Source organism: Streptococcus pseudopneumoniae ATCC BAA-960 = CCUG 49455 (assembly GCF_002087075.1).
In the GTDB taxonomy this organism is placed as follows: domain Bacteria; phylum Bacillota; class Bacilli; order Lactobacillales; family Streptococcaceae; genus Streptococcus; species Streptococcus pseudopneumoniae.
In genome coordinates, this window is record NZ_MWSM01000058.1 from 1 (window position 1) to 20,801 (window position 20,801).

A 20,801-nucleotide genomic window follows, 5' to 3' on the forward strand; every position below is an offset into this window, starting at 1 on the left:
GTAAATTCAGCGTCAAAGGCACGGTCAGCGTTGGCGATTTCCTTTTTCAAACGTTCTTCAAAAATCTGATGCAGATTTCGGCTTTCATTCAAAACGGCATCATTTACAATCCCACCGATCGCATTTGCAAGACTGGACTGGAAGGTCCCAAAACCTATTGATTTTAGACGTTTTGCCATTGGCGAATAGGTATATTTGGTGATTTTCTTACGAACATCAAGACCGTACCACTCATGGTAGATACTGACCACATCAAACATCTGCACCGCAACATCACTCTGACCGACAACCGAGATTTCAAGGTTATCTTCTAGCATGTCGCACATACTTGTCCGAAAATACTGCTTACCATATGCAATCAAGCTAGCCTCATCTGTCACGTCTTGGTCATTGACCTCCACGACATCTTCATAGATTTGGCTGTAGTTCCCAAGTAAGGGGCTGTCAATCACCACCATATAATCATGGTCAACCGCATTTTCTCCCTCGCCCTTAACAGTCGTTTTAAAGGTTATCCGAGTTTTTAAAGACTTCGTTGAGGTCTTGTGCTGGTAGCTGGACAAGTTTTTCTTGTACATAAAAAGCGATTCATTTTCAGAACCGCCATTTTTTAACAAGCGTAAGTTGTAACCGTTTCGCACCATATCTCCGCCCCACTGACCAAGGATAGAATGCTTGTCTTTGGCCAAGACCTCCATGGCATTCTTGTCCTTGATATTGAGCGTATGCCTATCATCAATATCAGAGAAGAAAGAAAAAGGATTGGCTCTGGTAATACTACCAGCAAAAGCACTCAACACCCTTGTACCACTGACACGGTCAACCTCGATAGAGCTAACGATGTAATTATTTAACAAACTGATAACCTGATTGGCATAGACTTGAATATATCCTTGTTGCTTTTCAACCTCAAAAATATAAAAATCTTGCTCACCATGAAGGTCATCAGCTGTCAAAAAGGTTTCCTCTTTCAGCAATTCCCACTTGGGATCCGATGTAGGAAAGCGAAAGGTCAGTTGATAGGTATTGTTCCCCAAATGGACAATTTCATCATTGTAGGACTCGTTTAAAGGCCTATTTCCCTCTGTAAGATAAATCATAAAATATACCTCCAATTCGGCCGAACTGTGACCTTACGAACCGCACCAGTAAAGACCAGACCGTTATTGCCAACAGCCAATTCAAAGAAGCCTCCACGCTTTCGTAGCGTATTTTGAACCACACCATCTGCGTTGTAGATATTCTGTTTCTTATGTCTACAATCAATGGTCACTTTTCGTCTAATGGTCAAGTGCATAGTTGTCCTTCCGATAGTCAAAGAAATATCTCCGTCTCCCTCAATCTCAATCACAGGCTCGCTATAGACAGATCCTGGATTGTTGACATTACCGCTTGCGGTAAAAATAAGAGGAGCAAGATTTTTCTGATAGCGGAACGGTTGCATACTCAACTTAAGCTCTAGCTTCCAGGCATGCATACCTTGAGGTTTGTATTTTGCGCCGATGAAATCCGCATAAAAGACAGACCCCAACTGGTAGCTAAACTCCAGCACATTGTCCTTAGGCTGAAATTTCTCCACGATAGTCGAAACATCCAGTAACTTAGGAATATAGAACGAAAAAGTCCGTTCATAACTCTCATAGCCCCCATCTAGCACCCGATAACTTCCATTGGCTCCGTAGAGGTTAGCATCTTCAGCCACCCTAGGTTTAGCTGCCTCCACCTGACCAAAATCCGTCACCACGCAGTGAGGGATAGTTGATGTATTGAAACCATTGATAATCATGTAAAACATTACATTCCCTCCCTAGCATAAATCGCACCTTGACGTTGGTAGACGCTCATTGAAATTTTATCAGCGTCCAGGTAAGTATCTGACGGCTTTTCAAGGATAGCGGTAAGGATCTTCTCCATACTTGCTCTCAGAATCGCTATCTCAGACACGACTTTATCGCTGTCTTTACTATTTGTATCTCCTTTTGTTTGCACCACTATTTTAGCTTGTGCTTCTTCCATCTCACGAAGGAATTTAGCATCACTCGGAATGCCAACTCCTGCAGCATATTTAGGGACCCCCATCTCACGCATCAAGCGTTTGGTCTTATCCGCCCGCAAAACTTTAGCCCCTTTAGGAAGAGGAAGAAGAACATCCCTCCCCTCAGGAATGAAGCTCCTACCATCTGGAAGAGTAACCAATTCCTTGTAGGTACTATTGCGTTGGTCATTGACCATAGCAAGACCACCAGGGTGATAGTTGGTACCGTGGGCATGCCGACTAGCAAAAACATTGGTAAAGAAATCACCAGTTACCCTAGTAATCCAAGACCTAATGCCTGCAAGCACGCCAGACGCATTATCTTGAGCGTTGATTGTAACCGTTTTGTCTTGAATGCTATTAACGACGCTTTTGACCTCGCTGACAGTACTGGAAGTGCTATTTTTAGCAAGGATATCTACTGGATTATGTTGCTTAATCGCATTAATAGCCGCACTCGTCTCATTTCTAACGCCTGCAGTCTGATCTTTCGCAAGTAAATCAATTGGTTTTTCCTGTTTCGGAGAGTTCACACTCGCTTTTGCACTAGCAACTGCTTCACTAGTATTGTCAATAGCATTTAATGACTTATTCTCTGGATTAGATAGATTCCAAGCCATGATTTTATCTATTGACAATTGCCCGTTGTTCAAAACATTTGTAGGATCTAGTTTCAAATCTTTTGTGAATGGAGTAATCGCATTCCAAGTCGTTAGCGTGTCAGTCGAACGAGCAACAGCCTTTCTGAAATTCTCATCCGTAGCCAGCAACTCTTTCTGCTTAGGAGTCAAGGCATCATAGTTATAGAGCGCTTTGGAAGCTTCCTCAGCCTTATTCATCACATCTGTATTTTCCAAAAGCAGTTGCTTGACTTCAGCAGGCATACTGTTCCAGATTCTAAGATGGTTTTCACTATCAAAGATAGCTTGCAGTCCTGCTTGATTTTGGACAATCAACTGTTTTTCTTCCAGTGTCATAGTTGACCACTTACCAGACTCAACGAGAGCTTCAGCAATCGTTACCCGAACATTTGAGTTGATATTCGCATTTTTAACAATAAATTGCAATTGCTCCCAACCCTCAGCAGATTTAGTCGCTTCCCCAATCACTTCTTTTACGTTTGATTTAATGACAAAATTGTTGTTTTCATCAATGTTTCCGACGAGCAAAGACCAAGCATCATTCGCTTCTCTCGTTTCCTTGCTCATATCACTAGTATACTTAGCAAGAATGCTATGGGAATCACCCATTTTTTGAGAAGCTTCTGCTGCCTTTTGACCGATTACTTCATAAGACAAACCATATTCTTCCAGAACCTTTTTAGCTTCTTCCCAGTAGTTCCAGCTTTGTCCAGTTCGAGCTTTTACCTTAGCGTCAAGGTTTTGCATAACCTGGTAATACTTAGTACCTAAGGCTTCCATGGTTTGCTGGTGGTTTGTTTCAAGTTCTTGAATTTTTTTATTGTAAGTTTCTTGATCGATACGTTTGGCATCTAAGAGTTGTTTCAATCCATCTTTTGAGGTTTTGTATAACTGATTTTCTTCATCCAGAGCCTTCTTCAAAACATCTCTTGTGTGCTTTAATTGCGTTTCATTTAAACTACCAATCTCTCCATTCAGAGCCTGAAGCGCAGCCTTTTGTTGTTCGCCAGATAATTCCATCATTTCGATTCTAGCTTTGATCATCTCTCTTTGGTTGTTTAAGACGATTTCTTTTTCTTCTTGAGAAAACTTGCTAGCGTCTCCATTATGACGTTTGTAGATTTCACTGACCTGATTAGCCATTGCATCGGTATTTGAAACAACTTGGTCATTTTTTACTTTCATTTTAGCGATTTCTTCATCGCTAAACCCCAACTTTTTAGCTAATTCTTCCATACGTTGATTAGCTTTTTCAGCACCTGCTGCTACCTCTTCATGAAGTTTTCGAAAAGCTTCAGAAACTTTTTCAGCATCGCCAGCGTGGGTTCCAAAGTTGGCTACTGCTGTACTGGTATCATCTACCTTACTTTGGAAATCTCTTAACTCTTTCCTTGCAGTATCACTCAACTGAGACCCAAATTCCTCCGCCTTAATGCGAGCCTCGTCTTTCTTATGTCCTAGATAGACCAATCCTCCAGCTAGTAAAGCAGCACCACCCACCAGCAAACCAATAGGATTTGTCAAAGCCCCAATAGCTCCAGACAAGAGACTAGAACTAGATGCAGCAGCGCCAGCTCCTTCCGCTAAAACAGTAGCTTCGCTTCCTACCTTAGCAAGACCGAGACCACCTTGTAAAAGTCCTTTTAATTTACCAGCACGCTCTGTCAATTTAGCAAGACCGAGACCGTCCTTTAATAGTCCTTCTAATTTACCGGCATGTTTTATCAAAATACTAAGAGCCGTCGCCCCATTGCCTAGAAAGTTCAAGAAAGGGTAGCCCAGAGCCAAAAAACCACCAATACCAACCGCCAAGCTCTGTACGGCTGGAGGAGCCTTACTTAGCCAGTCGATAAATTGGTTCACCTTATCAATCACAGGAGTTAGTAATGGTAATAATTTCTGACCAATGTTAATCTGTAAAACTTCTAAACTAGATTTAAAACGTTCCACACCATTTTTAGAAGACTTAGATAATTCATTTGCTAAATCCTTGGTATAAGTTGTCGCCCCCTTGGTTTCGTTAGCAAGATTACGCAACGCATCTCCACCTTGGTCAACCAAGATATTCATCGCTGTCTGAGCTTCTGTACCAAAGGCTGTAGCAATCAAGGCCGATTTCTGAGCATCTGTCATCCCTTCCGTATTCTTTTTGATACGATCCAAAATATCAGGTAGCTTAATCGCGCCGCTACGAAATTCTTCTGCAGAAAAACCAAGCTTCTCCATTGCATTTGCATTTTGCTCTGATGGTTTCAGTAGCCTTGTTAAAGCTCCACGCAGAGCCGTACCAGCCTTTTCACCAGCAATACCATTGTTGGACAAAAGACCAACAGCAGCGGCAGTCTCTTCCAAGTTCATACCAACGTTTTTAGCAACGGGACCAACATACTCCATTGCAGCCCCCATATCAGCAAAACCAGCAGCCGTTTTATTGGCGACAAAGGTTAAGCTATTGGTTACTCGCTCTGTATCCTGAGTAGATAGCCCAAATTGTTGCAAAATATTCGTAGTGGCGTTCATAACCGTATTGAAGTCCTCACCAGACGCCTTTGCAGCGTCTAGGATAGCAGGCATGGCTTCGATTGTCTGATTGGCATCAAAACCTTTCTTGATAATTTCTTGCATCCCTTCATTGATAGATGCAGTAGAAATCCCATACTGCTTCGCCCAATTTTTTGAACTTTCACCCAGCTTTTGTGTGGTACTGTTCAGTTCATCCGCTATTGGAATGGTATCAGCTAACAGAGATTTAGTTGTATTCATCTGGCTTTCAAAGTCAATAGCTTTCTTAGTAGAAAGCGTAAAACCAGCTAATAAAGCAGCAGACACAGGCTTCATTGCATCGCCCATAGCCCGCAATTTTTCTCCACCTTTTGCAAAATTTTCACTCAAGGTATCCATCTTACCAGACCAACTATTTTCACGCCCCACATCTTGCAAAGCTTTTTCAACACCGCGTAGCTGACCTTCCATTACTGCCAACTTGGCATTCTCACGCTGAATATCAGCAGCAGCCTTGTCAAATTTAGCTGTCCCCGGTTCAAGTTTATCAAAACTTTTCTTCATCTCATCCAAAACTTTACGTTGTGAATCAATGGCTTGTCCTAAAGTCTTGTATTTTGCTTGAAGTAAGCTAGCATTTTTTTCATTGCCTTTTAAAGTACTGTCCAAAGAACGGACATTATTTTGAAAGTACTTTACAGCGTTTTTTGCACCAGTTAGAGTAGGACTGAACTTTGACACGTCCAACCCTAGCTCGATATACATCTGACCTAACGGCGTACCGCTTGCCATCTTGTTCTCCTTCCTAACTCCTCAGAGCAAAGAAAAAAGCCCTTACGGACTTTTCATCATTCTTTATAAAAATCATCCATTGCCATGTTCATAAAAGCCCAGATAAACATACCAAGAAATAGATAAGCATAGAGTGGCAGGGAAGCAAAGATAAAGGGTGATAGCAAGAGCATACCAAAGATATCTACAAAATTTGTACAAATACAATACAAGCCAAAAGCAAGATAAAGGATAAAAATGGTAAACCAAAACCAATATCTTCTACATGCTTTTTCTTTTCGAGACATTTCTTCCACCTCCCTTACATATCTCTATTATATTCCTAAGCCTTTGATTTGTAAAGTCTTGACCTAGAGACTTTCTAAAAAATCTGCCAAGTCAAGCACTTCTTCTTGTTCACTCGTTTCCAGACTTCCCAAGACCCCCATCAAGTCCTCCCAACTCGTATCCATCACATCACGAATACTCATTCCATAAGGACCCTCTGTAACTTGCTTGACAAAACCATAAAAACGTTTGATCGCTTGCCCAGGTGCTAGCTCTTTTCCTTTGGGTCTACATCACCTACCAGATGAGCATAAATTGCTGTAAAAATAGAAATCACTTTCGCAAAATCTGTGTATTCTAGTAATTGTTCTACTGTCACATCATCAAACAAACTAGCAATAAATCCCAACTGCTTATCAAGCTTCTCTACCTCAGATAAATCACTTGTCAAGGATTCGTTCATGACCAAATAGTCACGATAATCACGAGTTGTGATTTCTTTGCTCTTTTTTAGGACATCTTCTCCCTTGTCATTTTTAATTGTAAATTGAACCTTAGCCATATACTTTCCTTTCTAAAAAAGTAAAAGAGAGCTTTCGCCCTCCTTCTACCCCGCAGCGGTTATGTTTAGTTGACCTTTCAATTTCTTCAACTTTTCAGCATCTGAACCATAAACAATAGCACCATAACGCCCCTTAGTTGCAACGTCTGAACTAGCTGTCGCAGTGAAATTCACACTAGTAGTAGCTAACTCATTCGCCTTATCCTTGAGCGTTTCAAAATCAATAGCATCCATAGAAAGCTGACCTTTATAAAAACCATAGTAAACAGGTTCCCCATCAGCAGTATTACTTTCAATGAGAATGGAAACATTCTTGGCAACTGTGTCTGCACCGAAGTAATAGATACCATCATCATCGCCATACCCCAAAGCATTCGTATATAAAGCTAATGGGACATCAAGCAAGCCCATCTCTACCTTAACATCACCGACTCCTCGATTGGAGACGTGATAAGCCACATTACTACCATAAGTCTTTACAGGGTCACTAGATAATCCAGTTACTCTAGCGGTCTGTGTAGCCCCTTCATTATCTTTACCTTCTAGCGTGAAGAGGTTCTGTCCAACCGTTGGAGTCTGTCCATCATGCACACGAATGGTGACTGATTTAAGTCCGATAAGTGCAGTTCCTTTTACTGTCATTTCTTTTTCCTTCTTTCTAGTATTTCTCATATAGAGCGCTCATACCACGATAAGTCCGAACGTCTACATAGCGCTTAATATCAGGAATCCATTGTTCCAAACCACCTTCAGTCTGATAAAATCCCTGTTCTTCCATTATTTTTTCAATTCTTCCTTGGAGTTCTTTACACTCCACTCGATTAGTAGACTCTACATTGATTTGATAGAGAAAAGTCTTAGCCAAACTAGTATTACTACCGTGAGCCGTCTGCATTGGAGGCCCTACAGGGATAATGACAATACTGGTCTCGCCATCTCCCAAGCTCTCAGGACGCTCAAAAGACTTGATACTAATACCAGATAAAGACTCATCCTCTTCCAAAGCATCGTAGAGTTCAGTTAATTTGTCTTTAATCATTACAAAAACTCCTGTTTTAACTTCATGCCGACTTTAGACTTAAAGACCGGCTTACTCGCTTCAAAAAAGCGGCGCATGACTCCGAAACCACGAGGATGCCCATTCTTTGCATATCCAAATTCATTTAAGTGAATAATAGTCCAACGAGGACTTTTAAAACCTAATTTAACCATTGGAACTCCGCTGGATGTACCAGTCACATTCCCATGAACGACCGCACCAACCGTCTTCCCAGTGTCAGCGTACACCGCCATAGCCCGTTTGAAAGTTGGCTCAAACTCCTCAACCGTCTCCTTCAAGGCTCTGTTGACCTTTCTACGAACTACCGGCTCTCCTAGTCGAGCCTCAATATTCCTCAAAATATCATCAAATCCTTTTAGATTAGCTCCACTAGACATCACGACCACCTCCGATAAGGACAATCAAAAAATCCCGATTAGCAAAATCAGGACGGACATCAATGATTTGCCATTTCTTACCAACTAGACGGATATCCCCCACTTCGACAAAATGCCGATTTTCAGGCTGATAATCTGTCAGAGGGTCACGAATCTTCAAAGTCATCTTAGCTTTCATCGCTTTTCCAGTTGCAATCTCAACGTCTTTCATACTTGGAGAATAAGTTTGCCCCATCGTATAAAAAGCCTTCTCGTAACTCACATCACGACCATCAACCCCTTTTTTTATTTTAGAGGTATAGAAAGTCAGGGGAGTTCTCAGGTCTCCATTTTGAGACTCAGGCTTTTTGTAACGATAGCTTGGTCCCTCACTCCTCTTCATTTACACTCACTACTTCCTTAGAGCTACGACTTCTGGACGACTTTTCCAACTCGACATAGTCAGGTAAATGTTCCTTTAGCTCAGCAAATCGTTCTTCTGTCGCTTCAAACCTTTCTCCGACCTGCCTAAGGACTCCCTCCTTGAGGTCATAAAACTCTTTTAATACCTTAATCATCACTATCCTCCATTTCTATCTTATCTAACGATAATGCTAAAATATCCGCTTTGAAATTTTCGTAAAAAAATTCAACTTGGTCATTATAGACATAGCGAGCACGTTCTAAGATAAGTTCCCTTATTTGATGATCGTGTATATTCCCACTTCCTACCAAGCGGGTAATAACCATTTGAGAACTTTCTAACATCCGTGAGAGATTCGCATCTTCTCCGCTATGAAAAATTCTCATCCGCTCCTTAAAAGGAATAAGGAGGGAATGAAGTTTAGCTTCAATCTCCATCCTTCGTCACCTTTTATTTTGCAATACTCAGTGTCCACACAGCAGCAGTCTTTTCATCATGCGCTTTACCATAAGCAAATTGCTTAGCAGTGTAGAGATTCAAGTCTTCTAAAGCATAGGTTTCGGTAAATCGTCCAAATTCAATCCCCCCACCTACAAAGGCATCGTAGCGACCTTTGACAAATGTAGTCACCTTACCAGACGCTTGAGCAACCGACTCAACCAAGATGAGGTTATAAGGCATAGCTGTTACATATACACCCTGAGCATTGAGAGACGTATATTGCTTCTTCACATCCCAGGCATCTACAGGGTTCACTACCATAACCAAATTACCTTCTACTGCAACAGGAGTGGTATTGTCAGCTTTTGTAGAATGGTATTTATAAACCTCCGTCAACTCTTTTACCACGGTAGCAGAGTCTGCGAAAGTCAATGGTTTTTTCTGAGCTTGTTTCTCAGCATAAGTTACTTTTTCACTTTCTGCAGTCCCTGTAAGAGTACGAGACAACCCGATAGGCTTGTTGTCCCCATCACCATTTAAATAACCAGCTTCAAGAGCAGCTGCAAAGGCCTCTGTAATTTGAATGGATACGTAAGACTGTAGCCAAGCAGGACCAAACTTTTCAGAGTCTTTAGGGATTACAACAAAAGCAGTCAATTTAGACTGAATCGCTTCTTCTTCAGCAAATTCTTGTTTCAATTGTCCTTGAATTTCAGCATTGATTTTACCCCAAACCGCTTGACCTGTACGACTAGACTTGAGGAATTTCAAACGAATACCAGCATTACGCAAGCCGATGTGTTGAAGAAGTGGACGAGCCGCCACCATATCCTCAAAAATACGGTCAATTGTTTCCTGAGGGAACAATTTCTCAATTCCTTTGGGAGGAAGTTTCTCAATGTTGTTGAAAAATTCGCGAGCTTCAGCAGTCAACTGTGCATCGTATGGATTCATAGTTGCGATTTCTTTACGAGCAGCTTCTCGAGCATCATCTTGCAACTTATCTGTCAATGCCTCAATCATCTCGTTATAGAGCTTATTTTGCTCTTCCATAGGAGCACCAGTTTCTACTGCATTCATAAAGTTCTGACGAGCAGTTGTAAATTCATTACCAAGTTTCATCATTGTTTTTTATTTCCTTTCTTAAAATGGGAAACGACCCAACCCCACAGGTTCAGCCGTCTTGTCTTCTTTTTTCTTATCTTCTGGGATAGGTAAACTGTTATTCAACCTATCACGAACCAAGTCCGCCAATAACTCCACATCTGGGGTCATCGCAGATCGGATTTTTTCGATAAAATCACGAGGAATCACAGGTGTCTGACTAGCTACCAAGACAGGAGCTTCCTGACTTTCAAACATGACCTTATCTGCGAAGCCATGATTAACAGCAGAACGAGCATCAAACCACGTTTCACCCTCCATTAGATCCAGTAAATCATCTAATGCCTTACCAGTCTTATCAATATAGGCATATGCGATGGACTTATTAAACCCTTCTAACACACCAGCCTCATGCAAGAGCGCCTTATGGTCACCACGTACACCAGCAGATACATTATGGATCATGATTTGCGCTGTAGGACTAATTTCCACCTGATCACCAGCCATAGCGATAACACTCGCAGCACTAGCAGCAATCCCCACGATTTTCACCGTCACATGCCCCTGATAAGCACGCAATGCTGTATAGATTTCACTACCAGCATACACATCACCACCACCAGAATTGATGTGCACCTCCACATCTTCTCCCGTCGTCGGCAATACAATATCCTTAGGAGCAGTTGCATCCATGTCTAGCCAATCATAAAACCAGCGGTCATCATTGGATACAATCGCTCCCTTAATCTGAATGATTGTCATCCTCATTTCCTCCTTTCTCTATTTCGTTTTCACCCTGATAGTTCTTAGTGATAAGGAAAGAATCCCCACCAGGAACAGCCTCAAGACCAAGTTCCAATCTCACCTCATTTCGAGTCATAGCCCCAGATGAGATGAGTTTATCTATGTTCTCAGCCAGAGCAAACTTATCCAGTCCCCCCTCACCAAAAATCACAAATTTTTTCTGATTAGCGTATCCAGCCGAACTCACCATAGCATGGTTTAGAGCGTCACCCACTTTTTTAACCAGCGATTCATAACAATAACTGTTAAACATCTTCTGGCTATTAGACAAATCAGCCATATCTCCATGCATCAAAGCCGTCGGCAAACCTAATATATCCGCAACCTCGTCATCAAATTGACGTCTCAGTTTCTTCAACTCTTCAACTGATAGATTTGTAGTTCCTACCGTATTGGTCAACTCCGAATACTCCACACCATCCATTGTCGGTACAATGGCAACCGTCTTAGACGTAAAGGACTTAAAAAGATTGTCCGCATATCTCTGCAGTTTCTTTCTCTTATCCTCATCAAAAGTTCCATTCGCTTTTGTAGCCAGAACCCCACGGATCTGATTATTTCTAGCTAAGGCTTCCACCAGACGAGTATGTAGTTTTTCATAATCAGAAAACAAGTCAGATACATATTCTTGCAAGCGATTGTTATTATACTGAAGAAAGATGACATCACTCATAGCAAACTTCCTCTGAAATGTATAATCCCCGACAGACACCATCTCAAAGGTGTCATCATACAGAGCATAACGCCTACGAGTAAAAGCATCAGCTACCAGTAACTGCTTATCATCAGACAAAACAATGAGTACTTCGTTTTTCGTCAATAAGCGATAAATGACCTTCTGCCAGAACTCCGAGGCCGACTCATTCTTATTGGGACGCACATTTAAAATATAATCCCAGTCTGACGTCACATGATGATTCTCCACCATATACCGAAATTCCGACTTAGCAAAGATACGAGCCACAAACTCCGCCGACTTATCAATCGCTAAACTCTTTAACTGCAAACACCCCAACATTCGTTCCAACTCTTCAAAATCAAAACCAACATCAGGCGCATCACGCTTAAATAAATTTAAGAACCCCATGCTTCCCCTCCTTCCTATCCAATTACCAACCTACCACCCAAAATTTATTCTTAGATTAAAACTCCCAATCCTCTAACATATCGAGGAATTCCCCAACGTTCGACTCATGTACAAGCTCACGTTTGTATAGAGCAGCAATCAAGGCATGGAAACCATCCGTCTTTCTTCTGACGGGCTCTTTCTTCAAGAAACGCTTATTGCCATCCTTGTCCTCTTTGACGTAGGTATTATCCGTATACCAAATCATAGAATTATCATTCTCAAAGACAAAACGTTCATTGGCAAATCCATCTTCGATGATTGGCGCAACCTTGGATTGAATCGCCCCAGGATTTCTCAAGAACTCATATTCAAAACCAGCCTCTTCCAAAAGAGGTTTTAACAAGTCCATTCTGAAACCATCTGCACATACAAGCTCAATCTGATAAAACTTACTCCATTCATTCAATTTTTCGACCAATAAACGAGGGTCAATACTAGGGCCGTCCACAATTGTAAATAAGCCTCTATCTGCCCATTCCTGAATAGGAGCTTTAAGTTTAAAAGCTTTCAAAAATGCTTTACGAGCAAATGAATGTTGTTTCCAGATAAACTCATCTCCGTTCTTAAACAACAAACCAACACTCGCAAAATCTCGAATGCTAGCATAGTCAAATCCTGCGACACAGGACTTACCCAACAAGTCAATACCAGGCGAACGTAAACAAGCAAGTAATCTTTCACGAGTCGTCACATCTTTCTCAAGGTCTGCTTCAGGAAGATTCATCCGTTTAGTCATGAACTCCTGACGACCAGACGGCTCCAGCTCAAGGTCATCATAGTCAGCCTTAGTTCTAGCAAGCAACCTCTTAGCGTAAGGCGTGCTTTCATCCAACATCGGATTTGCTTTCGGCCAATTCTTCATGTCATCCACCTCATCCGCACTATCAAGCTTGCAGATAAAAGGGAAGAGTCTGAAATCATCAACCTCTCCATTCAAGATTTGCATAGACTTCTCTATCAGCTTGTCATAGAACCCCTCGCGCACATACCCATTCGTACCGTTGTAGAAAGTCCGAGCATGAGCAATCTTACCGAGACCTGACCGTTGAACCTTCACGGCCTTATCATCTTCAAACTGGTGAATCTCATCAAACTCAAGACAACCATCACGAGCAGAGTCCATAGTCTTCGGATTATTCGTCCGAAAAGAAAAGACCGAGTTGTTCGCTCGACCTGTGATAGACATTTTAGTCAGATAGAAATGGTCCTCAAGACCACGCCTTTGGATAGTCTCATAAACTTCCTCAAACGAAACCTTACCCTGTTTCTCAGAGTTAGCAGTGATAGTCACATCGTAATCTCTGATAGGGTAGATAGGGCTGATAAAAAACGATGACCTTGCTGACATAAAACCATTCTTACCACCCCCACGAGCAAGTGTGTATAGATACTCGTCAAAGTGTGGTTCCTCGTCTACCTTCCGAAAAAGAAAAATGAACGGTGTCAAGAAAAGTTGATACTTAGCCAGAGGGAAAAAATTCTTTTCCGCAAACCGAATGAACTTATCAATCAAGTCATTATCAAAATACAAATCATCACGAGGATAGATTTTCTCCTTGATGATTTTAAACAGCAACTTCCTTTCCTTGTTGACAACAACTTCTCCATTCTCAGCCATTTTGATGTAGTCATCAACCAGCGGATGAGAAATCATAACAGATCACTTCCAGACGTAGCTTTCTCGACAGGAGAATTTTCAACATCAAAATCAAACGACCGCTCAATAGCCAAAAGCTGATTACTGGTTGTGTTGATTTCCTTGATGAGAGAATTCGCTTTTTGGAATCTTTGTTGTCCATTGTGAACAGTGATGACCAGTCCGTCTTCATGAAGTTTAGCTTTCAGCTCATAAAGCAGCCGGACAAGATAAAGATAGCGATTGACTTTTTCATACTGAATCGCATCCTTTTTTCTAGGACTGAAATAGCCAATTTTAGAAAGTAGCTGATTTTCTAATTCTTTTATATTTTTTTCCGAGTATTCTTCCATTACCCCCCACCCCCTTTAATTTTTTGTTAAAAATTTGGACAGTCGAGTGCAGACCGCTTACCGACATCTTTGAAAATTTCCGATTTTTTTGACCGGGGGGTGTTTAAGATTCGTTCACCTAACCCCACCATTCATCTTTTCGGAAATTTCTGTCATTCTTATCAAAACGATCATGCCTTTTATTATGACATGCCTTGCACAATGTTCGTAGGTTATCGATATCAAGCGCGAACTCTGGATAGAACTCTAGCTCCTTGATATGGTCAACTTCTAAATTAGTAGTCGTGACCTTGCCTTCATCCCTGCACCATACACATTCGTAATGATCTCGTTTAAGTGCTTGCCTTCTTATCGTTCTCCACTCGCTGGAATTGTAAAACTGGTTTCGTTCTTCTCGAGTTGAAACTTCAATCATTGTTTAATATTCTTTGTCCATTACATCTTTCGTCAATAATTATCTTAAAGATACTTATTTTAAATTGCTGTTACTCTATATTTTCTAGCGTTCAATTAGACATATCTTATATTCTGTCTAATTCAAACAGTCGCCAAAAAGCCTGACACAATAAGGATATACAGTAATCCACTAAATGAATTAGCGTTTGACTCGTTATGTCTAATTGGTTAACTACAATCCAAAATTTGACATCGCTTTGTCCTGTTGATCTTGACGAATACCTATATATCTTAAGGTAATAGCTGGTGATGAATGATTAAACAAACTCATCAACATTGCTATATCTTTTGTCTTTTTATAATAATGATATCCAAATGTCTTCCTCATTGAATGAGTTCCTATATTTTCAATACCACACTCAGATGCAGCAACTTTTAAAATCCAATCCACAGTCCTACGATCAAGTGGTTTATTTTTTCCGACTCTACTTTGAAATAAAAAATGATGATGAGGTTTATTTTGTATATACTCTCTAACCTCACGTTTGAGAGTTTTAGTCATTTTAATCTTTTTCTTCTTCCCAGTCTTTTGTTCTTTCAGTTTGATATACCAACCTTGAACATCCTTTACTCGAATTTTTAAAATGTCACCAACTCGCAAACCTGAATTGATACCAAAAAGAAATAAAATATAATTACGCTCATTCCATTCTCTCAGATAATCTTTCATAGCCTGTATATCATCTTTATCCCTGATTGGTTCTACAATATTCAAAACAAGTATCACCACCTTTCAAATAATCAAAAAAAGCCACTGGTCGTGGCATTGAATATGACAGTAGCTGGAATTGAACCAGCTGGTCTAGCAGTAAAACGCACGCTTGGTAAAAGTTTCAAGGAGACCCAAACAACCTGCTAACCTGTCCTTACTGTCTAAGAGGCCGAAACCTCTGTATTTTTAGGAGTCCTCATGACTGTTCGTTACCCAATCATTGGATAATACTATTTTAGCACCTTTTTTCGTTCCAATTCTCCCAAGATTTTCCCAGATTTTTCCCAAGATTTTCCCAGAAATCACTTGTAAACCAAAAGGTTGCTTGCTTGATAGGACTCTGCAAACTCTAATAGAGCTTTGTTTAATATCCGATAATACTCACTAGATGAGTAGCCTAGTTCTGAGTAGATGCTGTAGTCTTCCCTCCTTTTCTTCCTGCAATATCGTTCGATTAGGATACGTGTATATTCCATATCGGAAAGATTGTTGATTGCTTTAGCGATGAGTTCCAGGTCCTGCTGAGCTGATACTCTACGCAAGACCATGCTTTCTACCTGCTTGCTTGTCTGACCACTTGATGACCTTGGTTCAAGTGAGTAGGATATTGTTATTTTGGGGGCGTATTCTTCTCCAGCTATCCGTCTCAGACGACTGTATTTTTTAAGGACTTTGATAGCTTCCTTTCTTGTCTTCTTTTCATCGATAATATCCAATAACTCTATTTGCACACGAACTCCTCCTCATGATATAATAGTTATGCGAAACCATACCATGAGGAGTCAGCTGTGCTGGCTTTTTTCATGCCCTACTCCCGAGAATAATATCAGCAGGAAAAGCAAAGTAAGTACAGATATCTTCTACATTATAAATATTCGGTACACTTTCCTCCTTCTCCCATTTAGCAATCAGGTAGCGACTATAGCCTAGTTTAGCTGCTAACTTTTCTTGTGACAACTTCCTTTCCTTACGTTTTTGCTTTAGCAAGAAAGCAAACCTACTTGCTTGTCTTGGATTTAATTTATCCTTCATCATCCACCTCAATCTTTATGACTGCCCTACCATTCGGATGGCGTTTTTGTGTAGATGCAAAAGTGTAATACTTCAACATCCTCTCGGCAATTCCTGTTTCTTTGCTGATTTCCTCAAGCGTTCCTATCGTCACGAACGTTTCACCTTGATATAATGCGTACTCATTCATGCTCCATCTCCTCGATAAGCCAGTCAAGGTTCTTTCTGGCTTTCTTCAGGTCTTCCAGACCGTTTGCACCTTGGTAGTGGCTTGGTTTGTTTATGTTGTCTGTCATGTTAAGTCCTCCTCATAAAAATCATATCATTGTCAAAACTCCAAGGATGCTGTTGAATTTCTTCTTTTCCGACAGGTATTTTATAATGATAAACCACCGCTCTAATCAGACGAAGTGGTCTGTCTAATTGGCATGCTATTTGTCTACAGCTCATGCCCATTTTTCCAAGTGTTTCTATATCGTATTTTGAAATATCCCATTTCTTTTTTCTGCGAGGCAGTCCGAGCCTGTTCGCTTTTATAATCACTGCGTCTAAACTTCTATTTAATATTTTAGCTAGCTGGTTTAAATCTTGAACTTTTTGATAATAGCGCCGTAAAATTCTTATTTCTTCATCCTGCCAATGGCGTTTTGTAAACTGACCTTTTCCTTTGTTGATTATCTCAGACTTACATCGGACAGAACTAACTGTACGACCTAAAAAATCAGCGACCTCTTCAACCGTACTTTCATTATCGTTGTGGGCTAGTAAAATATAATCAACCTCATCTTCTGTCCATCTACGTCCTGCCATAATGTTTATACGCTCCATGTAAATAATAAGTGCCATCTTTACGCTTGTTTACGTAATACGTATATTGCCCATCTGGACTAGCGTAGGAAATCTGCTTCTCTCCTGCCCAGATACCATTGTCACGCATCATATGGCAATTCTCCATAATCCATTCTACGTCAGGCATCTAGTAACTCCTTGTTTTCGTAGACGTTGCCAACGACTCTATAAGAGTAACTTTCATCGCTAAGAATTTCATGAAAGGGCGCAATATCATCTACACTTACTGCTTCTATCATAAAGACAGCTTGCTCATTATCCCAAGTCAATTTTGCATTCCCAAGGACTTCTCCTTCATCTTCAATTTCAAGAACATCCCCCTCAAAGATTTCCTTGCCGTTCTTATCTTTGAGTCCTGTTGATTGCATGATAGAGTCATAATCATCAAAATGTAACCACTTTTTTCTATCTTCAATCCAAATGATGGGACAAGTCCAGTTTTCATCATCTGTGTCACAACTGCCTACCATGACTTTGTAATTCATTTCTTTTCGCAGTCTATCCCACGCTCTAAATTTTGGTATCATAACATCACCTCATCCCCAACTTTCACTTTCTCATACACGTCCTTCGTAACCACGAACACACCGTAATCACTAATCGTAAGCGTGTATAATTTTCCATGTCGTCCTTTCTCGACGACCTTACCAAAAATCTCAGCACCTGCGTTATCCGCCTTGTAGATAACCATCGGCTTTTTCTTTTCTAGTTCTGCAATCCTGTCCATCTGCCAGATGTTTAGTCCAGCAGATACCAGAATCCAGATAGCTATGAATCGTTTCAATCTGTTACCTCCTTGATTTTAACAAATAAGATCTTGCTGGGATTGAGCAACACAATCTCAGGACCAAGATTGATTTCAAGAAGTTGCTTGTTTTCATAACGAAATTTTAATTCATTGATAAAATCATCTCTATCTGTTTTGAATTCTATTTGCTCGCCTCCTAACCCTATGATAAACGTTATTTTCTTCATCACTCCACCCCATTTCTCAATTCAAAATCAATTCCATACATAAGCAAATGGCTTTGAAAATCAACAAATTCTTCAACCATTTCAGCTTCTTGAAAGTCGTTATTCTCGACTGAAAGCAAGAAATCATCAATATCATTTCTTTGGACACTTCCGTATTCTGTCTTTGTATGTTCCATAGCTGTTTCATAGCCATCTACATCAATTGTGTAGCGTATTCTGCCACTCGAAAAATCATATTTGTAATTCTTGATAATCATCACTCAACCTCCTCAATCTCAATCCCTGGACAATCGAACACCCAGCCGAAACCAGCTTCTTCTAGTTCTTTGCGGGTGAATTTATAATTTCCAGTAATTATATTTTGGTTAAAATAAAGAGCCTTCCCTGATTGCGTTTTAGTCAAAGGTTGTCCATTCTTTAGACTAACAATATACCGCTTCTCTTTCTCGACCTCGTAGCCGAAAATCCAAGCGAGTGCGAAGAGTTCGGAATTATCCCAGTACCATTCTGCTACTATGTCAGACATGCTTGCGTCTATTGAGTAGGACAGTGTATGCCCCAGTTTTTTCTGTTCTGTGATAAATTCAGCCACAAACTGCGGAACTTTGACTGGTTGCGGTTCGTCCTTGACATAAATCGCATCGTTTGGAGCAATAATTTGTTCGCCGTAATCGAGTTTAACAATATTCTCAACAAACCTGTCAGCAAGCACCTTTAAGCCAACTATCTTCCCTTTTATTAAAATCTCTGTTCCGATAGGGAACAAAATCCGTGGGACATTAATCAATTCCTGCTTATTCATCTTAGTTTCCTCTATAAATCAAATAAACTGCAATAACTACCTGAGCCATGCTTGGCGAATAGCCAACCCAATCATCAAACTCCTTAGATTTTGGCAACCAACCCTTAGTAGCTCCCAAATCATAGTCGGTAGGCTTTTCATCAGCGAAGATGCATTCCATCGCTCCCATAAATGTCATACCATCTTCTGCCATTTCCCAAAAATAGTCCACCCGGTCTTTCACTGCTTGTGGTAAATCTTGCTTGGGAGGTTTGGCCTTCCCGTCTTCTACCGTCCAGTTGTATACTGCATTAACTTTTTGCTTTAAATCTTCCATCATCTTCCAACTCCTCATTATATTTTTCTACCAATTCATGCAACCACGACCAAGGTTCGGTTTCTTCAACGATTGGGTCAACCTCTCTTTCTTGCAACCAAGCTGAGAAGTTAACCACATTATCAATGTAGATTGTGTCGTAATCGCCCCAATCCCAAACAGTTAAATAAATTTCTGTTTCAGTTCCATTTTCATCTTCAACCGTTATTGAACCATTTTCAACCCACGCTGTACCAAAACACAATTCGCAAGTGCCAGTCTGTTCTTCTTGAAAATCTGAATGGTATTCTGTCACTTTATATTTCATCTTCCAACTCCTCCACTTTTTTCCTCAATTCTTTATTCTTTTTCTTCAACAAATCGCGCTCCAGCGCTCTAATCCGTCTCTTGCGTGCATCGCACGGTTTCGAATACTCGATTATCTTCTCTTCATTTTGCTCAATTGTGCGTTTCAGTCCTTCGATTACTACCTGTTTATCGTAATTCATCGTCTAAAAATCTTTCAATAGCTTCTCTATAGGAGACTTCCGCCATACCGTCTAAGTCGTTCAGGGCTTCAATATAGTCTGGACGCCCTTGCCCATACTGCTTTTTCAAAAACTCAACAAAGAGATGAATTTCCTGATAGGTTACTCCAACCATATTTCTTACCTCCCACTAAAACGGAAAATCATCTTCCTCAAGGGCGTATCCTGGCATTTGTTCCTCAATGTTCGAACGGTTAGCAGTATCATCACGCTTTTCAAGTCGCTCAAAACCATCTGCGACCACCTCAGTCAGATAGACCCTGCGCCCTTCCTGATTCTCGTAGTTCCTTGTCTGAATGCGACCCGTCACACCGACCAGATTGCCCTTCTTACACCATTCTGCGAATAGCTCCGCCTGCTTGCGCCACATCATACAGTTGATGAAGTCCGCCTCTCGCTCGCCGTTAGCTCCCTTGAAATTCCGATTGACCGCCAGCGTAAAGGTAGCAACCGCCACATTCGACGGCGTATATTTTAATTCAGGGTCTTTCGTCAAGCGCCCCACTAACGTAACATTATTAATCATCTTTCTTTTCCTTTCCTGTCGCACATTCCACAACTGAGTAACCGATAAAAAAGCACAGAAAAGTTATTCCAAATTCTTTAATAAATTCAATCATTTTCTTCTCCTCCTGAAAAAAGTTGCTAAATAGTAACAATCCTTCGCACCATAGTCAAACCGTGTCGTCCGCTGACCAATGTGCTTCTGAAACCTTGGCTGAGTGATAGCCGAGAAAGCCCACTGATGATCTTCCATTTGCTCAATGAGATCATCGACATTGTCAAACGTCCCAAGGTAAAACTTGCAGTGCCCGTTGTAGACGAAGTAAAGCTCTAACATCACTCCACCTCAACAGGGTAAAAGTTCCCAAAGGAACCCCTCAAAGCCTTTCCAACCTGTACGGCTACCCCACGAGAAACAAACTGCATGGCTTTCTTCTCCTCAGAATATGAAATGTCCAAGCCGGTCACTCCGATAACCACGGATTTCAGAAAGGGCTTATCCTCTCTTGTTCCATGTCTTAAAATAAACATCAGCCACCTCCA

34 protein-coding genes and 1 pseudogene are annotated in these 20,801 nt (G+C 40.9%); all 35 read right to left on the reverse strand.

All coding sequences use genetic code 11. The features are described 5' to 3' along the window. The coding region (locus B4W83_RS10705) for a phage tail spike protein (RefSeq protein ID WP_083022288.1) at positions 1 to 1,100 on the reverse strand (1,100 nt) is incomplete at its 3' end. Continuing rightward, a complete protein-coding gene (locus tag B4W83_RS10710) occupies positions 1,097 to 1,795 on the reverse strand; it encodes an adenylosuccinate synthetase (RefSeq protein ID WP_000499601.1) in 699 nt (232 codons plus the stop codon). The genes B4W83_RS10705 and B4W83_RS10710, both read right to left, overlap by 4 nt. After that, positions 1,795 to 5,970 carry a phage tail tape measure protein gene (locus B4W83_RS10715; protein ID WP_000146322.1) on the reverse strand — a complete coding sequence of 1,392 codons (4,176 nt, stop codon included), beginning with the start codon at positions 5,968 to 5,970 and terminating at the stop codon, positions 1,795 to 1,797. Before B4W83_RS10715 ends, B4W83_RS10710 begins: the two co-directional genes overlap by 1 nt. A 56-nt stretch (positions 5,971 to 6,026) precedes the next feature. Continuing rightward, positions 6,027 to 6,257, reverse strand: coding sequence for a hypothetical protein (locus tag B4W83_RS10720; protein ID WP_000087358.1), 231 nt, complete (start codon positions 6,255 to 6,257; stop codon positions 6,027 to 6,029). A gap of 248 nt (positions 6,258 to 6,505) precedes the next feature. After that, positions 6,506 to 6,799: a phage tail assembly chaperone G gene (gpG, locus tag B4W83_RS10725; protein WP_001151571.1), complete on the reverse strand. Its 294-nt coding sequence runs from the start codon at positions 6,797 to 6,799 to the stop codon at positions 6,506 to 6,508. 45 nt (positions 6,800 to 6,844) lie between these two features. Next, the gene (locus B4W83_RS10730; RefSeq protein WP_000216339.1) at positions 6,845 to 7,441 is read right to left on the reverse strand and encodes a major tail protein; all 597 of its coding nucleotides are present in this window, start codon (positions 7,439 to 7,441) and stop codon (positions 6,845 to 6,847) included. Between the two features lie 16 nt (positions 7,442 to 7,457). Continuing rightward, positions 7,458 to 7,838 carry an uS13 family ribosomal protein gene (locus tag B4W83_RS10735; RefSeq protein ID WP_000588569.1) on the reverse strand — a complete coding sequence of 127 codons (381 nt, stop codon included), beginning with the start codon at positions 7,836 to 7,838 and terminating at the stop codon, positions 7,458 to 7,460. Further along, entirely contained in the window at positions 7,838 to 8,236 is a 399-nt protein-coding gene (locus B4W83_RS10740) for a hypothetical protein (RefSeq protein ID WP_000094295.1), read from the reverse strand. Before B4W83_RS10740 ends, B4W83_RS10735 begins: the two co-directional genes overlap by 1 nt. After that, the gene (locus B4W83_RS10745; protein WP_000830391.1) at positions 8,229 to 8,618 is read right to left on the reverse strand and encodes a hypothetical protein; all 390 of its coding nucleotides are present in this window, start codon (positions 8,616 to 8,618) and stop codon (positions 8,229 to 8,231) included. Before B4W83_RS10745 ends, B4W83_RS10740 begins: the two co-directional genes overlap by 8 nt. Further along, positions 8,605 to 8,793 (reverse strand): hypothetical protein, encoded by a 189-nt coding sequence (locus B4W83_RS10750; RefSeq protein ID WP_000598693.1) that lies wholly within the window; start codon positions 8,791 to 8,793, stop codon positions 8,605 to 8,607. Before B4W83_RS10750 ends, B4W83_RS10745 begins: the two co-directional genes overlap by 14 nt. After that, a complete protein-coding gene (locus tag B4W83_RS10755; protein WP_000401889.1) occupies positions 8,786 to 9,076 on the reverse strand; it encodes a hypothetical protein in 291 nt (96 codons plus the stop codon). Before B4W83_RS10755 ends, B4W83_RS10750 begins: the two co-directional genes overlap by 8 nt. Before the next feature lie 13 nt (positions 9,077 to 9,089). Next, a complete protein-coding gene (locus B4W83_RS10760; protein ID WP_000976937.1) occupies positions 9,090 to 10,205 on the reverse strand; it encodes a phage major capsid protein in 1,116 nt (371 codons plus the stop codon). Positions 10,206 to 10,223: 18 nt separating this feature from the next. Beyond that, positions 10,224 to 10,946: a head maturation protease, ClpP-related gene (locus B4W83_RS10765; protein WP_000152604.1), complete on the reverse strand. Its 723-nt coding sequence runs from the start codon at positions 10,944 to 10,946 to the stop codon at positions 10,224 to 10,226. Further along, positions 10,927 to 12,075 (reverse strand): phage portal protein, encoded by a 1,149-nt coding sequence (locus B4W83_RS10770; RefSeq protein WP_000506468.1) that lies wholly within the window; start codon positions 12,073 to 12,075, stop codon positions 10,927 to 10,929. The genes B4W83_RS10765 and B4W83_RS10770 overlap by 20 nt, the downstream gene beginning before the upstream one ends. Before the next feature lie 55 nt (positions 12,076 to 12,130). Continuing rightward, positions 12,131 to 13,771, reverse strand: coding sequence for a terminase TerL endonuclease subunit (locus B4W83_RS10775; protein ID WP_000623342.1), 1,641 nt, complete (start codon positions 13,769 to 13,771; stop codon positions 12,131 to 12,133). Then, positions 13,768 to 14,106 (reverse strand): hypothetical protein, encoded by a 339-nt coding sequence (locus B4W83_RS10780; protein ID WP_000393459.1) that lies wholly within the window; start codon positions 14,104 to 14,106, stop codon positions 13,768 to 13,770. Before B4W83_RS10780 ends, B4W83_RS10775 begins: the two co-directional genes overlap by 4 nt. A 118-nt stretch (positions 14,107 to 14,224) precedes the next feature. Next, complete coding sequence (locus B4W83_RS10785) at positions 14,225 to 14,521, reverse strand: HNH endonuclease (RefSeq protein ID WP_000573817.1); 297 nt, start codon at positions 14,519 to 14,521, stop codon at positions 14,225 to 14,227. A 213-nt stretch (positions 14,522 to 14,734) separates the two neighbouring features. After that, the gene (locus B4W83_RS10790; RefSeq protein WP_001028145.1) at positions 14,735 to 15,277 is read right to left on the reverse strand and encodes a site-specific integrase; all 543 of its coding nucleotides are present in this window, start codon (positions 15,275 to 15,277) and stop codon (positions 14,735 to 14,737) included. 299 nt (positions 15,278 to 15,576) lie between these two features. Then, entirely contained in the window at positions 15,577 to 16,005 is a 429-nt protein-coding gene (locus B4W83_RS10795; protein ID WP_001165368.1) for an ArpU family phage packaging/lysis transcriptional regulator, read from the reverse strand. A 70-nt stretch (positions 16,006 to 16,075) separates the two neighbouring features. Continuing rightward, on the reverse strand, positions 16,076 to 16,309 hold the full coding sequence (locus tag B4W83_RS10800) for a helix-turn-helix domain-containing protein (protein ID WP_226373500.1): 234 nt from the start codon (positions 16,307 to 16,309) through the stop codon (positions 16,076 to 16,078). After that, positions 16,296 to 16,475: a hypothetical protein gene (locus tag B4W83_RS10805; protein WP_001007110.1), complete on the reverse strand. Its 180-nt coding sequence runs from the start codon at positions 16,473 to 16,475 to the stop codon at positions 16,296 to 16,298. Before B4W83_RS10805 ends, B4W83_RS10800 begins: the two co-directional genes overlap by 14 nt. Positions 16,476 to 16,582: 107 nt before the next feature. Further along, positions 16,583 to 17,095, reverse strand: coding sequence for a GcrA cell cycle regulator domain protein (locus B4W83_RS10810; protein ID WP_007284829.1), 513 nt, complete (start codon positions 17,093 to 17,095; stop codon positions 16,583 to 16,585). Next, positions 17,082 to 17,261, reverse strand: coding sequence for a hypothetical protein (locus B4W83_RS10815; RefSeq protein ID WP_001113499.1), 180 nt, complete (start codon positions 17,259 to 17,261; stop codon positions 17,082 to 17,084). Before B4W83_RS10815 ends, B4W83_RS10810 begins: the two co-directional genes overlap by 14 nt. Beyond that, positions 17,254 to 17,619, reverse strand: a complete 366-nt coding sequence (locus B4W83_RS10820; RefSeq protein WP_246863837.1) for a YopX family protein — start codon at positions 17,617 to 17,619, stop codon at positions 17,254 to 17,256. Before B4W83_RS10820 ends, B4W83_RS10815 begins: the two co-directional genes overlap by 8 nt. Positions 17,620 to 17,657: 38 nt before the next feature. Beyond that, complete coding sequence (locus B4W83_RS10825; protein ID WP_000819333.1) at positions 17,658 to 17,918, reverse strand: DUF1372 family protein; 261 nt, start codon at positions 17,916 to 17,918, stop codon at positions 17,658 to 17,660. Next, entirely contained in the window at positions 17,915 to 18,109 is a 195-nt protein-coding gene (locus tag B4W83_RS10830; RefSeq protein ID WP_000724358.1) for a hypothetical protein, read from the reverse strand. Before B4W83_RS10830 ends, B4W83_RS10825 begins: the two co-directional genes overlap by 4 nt. Beyond that, a complete protein-coding gene (locus tag B4W83_RS10835; RefSeq protein ID WP_000584495.1) occupies positions 18,109 to 18,366 on the reverse strand; it encodes a hypothetical protein in 258 nt (85 codons plus the stop codon). The genes B4W83_RS10830 and B4W83_RS10835 overlap by 1 nt, the downstream gene beginning before the upstream one ends. Next, entirely contained in the window at positions 18,366 to 18,911 is a 546-nt protein-coding gene (locus B4W83_RS10840; RefSeq protein ID WP_001041169.1) for a DUF1642 domain-containing protein, read from the reverse strand. The genes B4W83_RS10835 and B4W83_RS10840 overlap by 1 nt, the downstream gene beginning before the upstream one ends. 1 nt (position 18,912) lies before the next feature. Beyond that, a complete protein-coding gene (locus tag B4W83_RS10845) occupies positions 18,913 to 19,230 on the reverse strand; it encodes a hypothetical protein (RefSeq protein ID WP_000969624.1) in 318 nt (105 codons plus the stop codon). Continuing rightward, positions 19,202 to 19,534 carry a hypothetical protein gene (locus tag B4W83_RS10850; protein WP_050261587.1) on the reverse strand — a complete coding sequence of 111 codons (333 nt, stop codon included), beginning with the start codon at positions 19,532 to 19,534 and terminating at the stop codon, positions 19,202 to 19,204. The genes B4W83_RS10845 and B4W83_RS10850 overlap by 29 nt, the downstream gene beginning before the upstream one ends. Then, positions 19,524 to 19,715 carry a hypothetical protein gene (locus B4W83_RS10855; protein ID WP_001105094.1) on the reverse strand — a complete coding sequence of 64 codons (192 nt, stop codon included), beginning with the start codon at positions 19,713 to 19,715 and terminating at the stop codon, positions 19,524 to 19,526. Before B4W83_RS10855 ends, B4W83_RS10850 begins: the two co-directional genes overlap by 11 nt. Further along, on the reverse strand, positions 19,702 to 19,869 hold the full coding sequence (locus B4W83_RS13010) for a hypothetical protein (protein ID WP_000233205.1): 168 nt from the start codon (positions 19,867 to 19,869) through the stop codon (positions 19,702 to 19,704). Before B4W83_RS13010 ends, B4W83_RS10855 begins: the two co-directional genes overlap by 14 nt. A 15-nt stretch (positions 19,870 to 19,884) precedes the next feature. Beyond that, complete coding sequence (ssb, locus tag B4W83_RS10865) at positions 19,885 to 20,280, reverse strand: single-stranded DNA-binding protein (RefSeq protein WP_000609557.1); 396 nt, start codon at positions 20,278 to 20,280, stop codon at positions 19,885 to 19,887. Positions 20,281 to 20,366: 86 nt separating this feature from the next. Next, positions 20,367 to 20,595 (reverse strand): annotated as a pseudogene (locus B4W83_RS13845) (hypothetical protein). Next, entirely contained in the window at positions 20,595 to 20,789 is a 195-nt protein-coding gene (locus B4W83_RS10875; protein WP_000470341.1) for a hypothetical protein, read from the reverse strand. Before B4W83_RS10875 ends, B4W83_RS13845 begins: the two are co-directional and overlap by 1 nt. Positions 20,790 to 20,801 lie beyond the last annotated feature (12 nt).